The sequence below is a fragment of the Aquimarina megaterium XH134 genome (genome assembly GCF_000520975.1).
In the GTDB taxonomy this organism is placed as follows: Bacteria; Bacteroidota; Bacteroidia; order Flavobacteriales; family Flavobacteriaceae; genus Aquimarina; species Aquimarina megaterium.
On record NZ_JACB01000115.1, the window covers coordinates 1 to 1,515 of the forward strand.

The 1,515-nt window shown below is 34.5% G+C and carries 2 protein-coding genes; both read left to right on the plus strand.

Translation table 11 applies throughout. From position 1 onward, the window contains the following. Positions 1–841: BspA family leucine-rich repeat surface protein (locus Z053_RS29545; protein ID WP_025668145.1), on the plus strand; the 841-nt coding region annotated here is incomplete at its 5' end. Positions 842–1,131: 290 nt separating this feature from the next. Continuing rightward, on the plus strand, positions 1,132–1,515 hold a 384-nt coding region (locus Z053_RS0127315; RefSeq protein WP_025668146.1), incomplete at its 3' end, for a cadherin repeat domain-containing protein.

Here is a 1,515-nt window from a genome sequence, read left to right on the forward strand (position 1 = left end):
GGATATTAATAATTGGGATGTTGGTACAGTAACAAGTATGATGGGAATGTTTGACAGTGCAAGCTCTTTTAATAGAGATTTGGATCAATGGGATGTTAGTAATGTAACAAATATGTTTGATATGTTTAGTAATGCTACTGCTTTTAATGGAAATATAAGTACATGGGATGTAAGTAATGTAACCAATATGGCACAGATGTTTATTCATGCCTCTTCCTTTAATGGAAATATAAGTACATGGAATGTTGGGAAGGTAGAGAGTATGCGTTTTATGTTTTTTAAAGCTACTTCTTTTAATGCAGACCTTAGCCAATGGAACGTTGGTAAGGTAAAAAATATGTCTACCATGTTTAGTGATGCTACATCCTTTAATGGGGATATAAGCCAATGGGATGTAAGTAATGTAACCGATATGATAGCGATGTTTAATAGAGCTACCTCTTTTAATGGAGATGTAAGTACTTGGAATGTAAGCAAAGTAGAAAATATGCGTATTATGTTTGGTGAAGCTACTGCCTTTAATGGAGATGTAAGCAAATGGGATGTGAGTAATGTGACGAATATGGTAAGAATGTTTAGGGGAGCTACTTCTTTTACTGGAGATATAAGCGAATGGGATATAAGCAAGGTTAAAAATATGAGTTATATGTTGGATGGTACAAAACTATCTACCGCTACTTATGATGCATTACTTACCAAATGGGCAGCTTTACCAAACTTGCAATCTAATGTTACTTTTGGAGTAGAAGGATTGGTTTATTGTGATGCATATGCAGCTAGAAGTACATTAATAAACGATAAAAACTGGACATTCACTGGTGATAGTAGTTGTCCTAGATAGGTAATTGAGGGAAATTTGTGAAAAAAATAGGTTGTCTGATCAGACAACCTATTTTTTTATCAGGTTTTGAATGCTCTATATTTAAATCACTTCAATATCTGAATGCTACAAATATCAAATAAACTAAAACGAATATCCAACAGAGTACTACGAATAAAAATCACCCTCTTTTTACAGTAAACATCTTGCTAGGTTTGCATCAAAATATCAATTATTAGAAACAAAATTACGTAAGCTCTTCAGGTTTTCTTTTTTTGAAACCTGAGCATGCGCCTCAAAAAAATGTACAAATGAAGAAACGAAAACAAATTAAAGTAAGCGTATTGGCCATGCTAATGATGGTCGTACTATCTGTTGGATGTAGTAAAGATGATGACGCGCAACCGCAACCTGTGGTTAATAAAGCACCAGTGATTAGCGCTCAAACATTTACTGTTGCCGAAAATATTGCTGATGATGTAGTTATTGGTACTGTAGCCGCAACAGATCCAGAACAAGCTTCGATTACTTTCGAACTTACCCAAAATAGTAATGATCTTTTTGAGTTGACAGGTGCAGGAGAAATAAGTTTGGTAGCGGGTAAAAAACTAGATTTTGAAACAAATGCTACCTATACAATTACTGTAGAAGTATCAGATGGTACGCATAAAGCGAGTGCAGCGATTACTATTTCT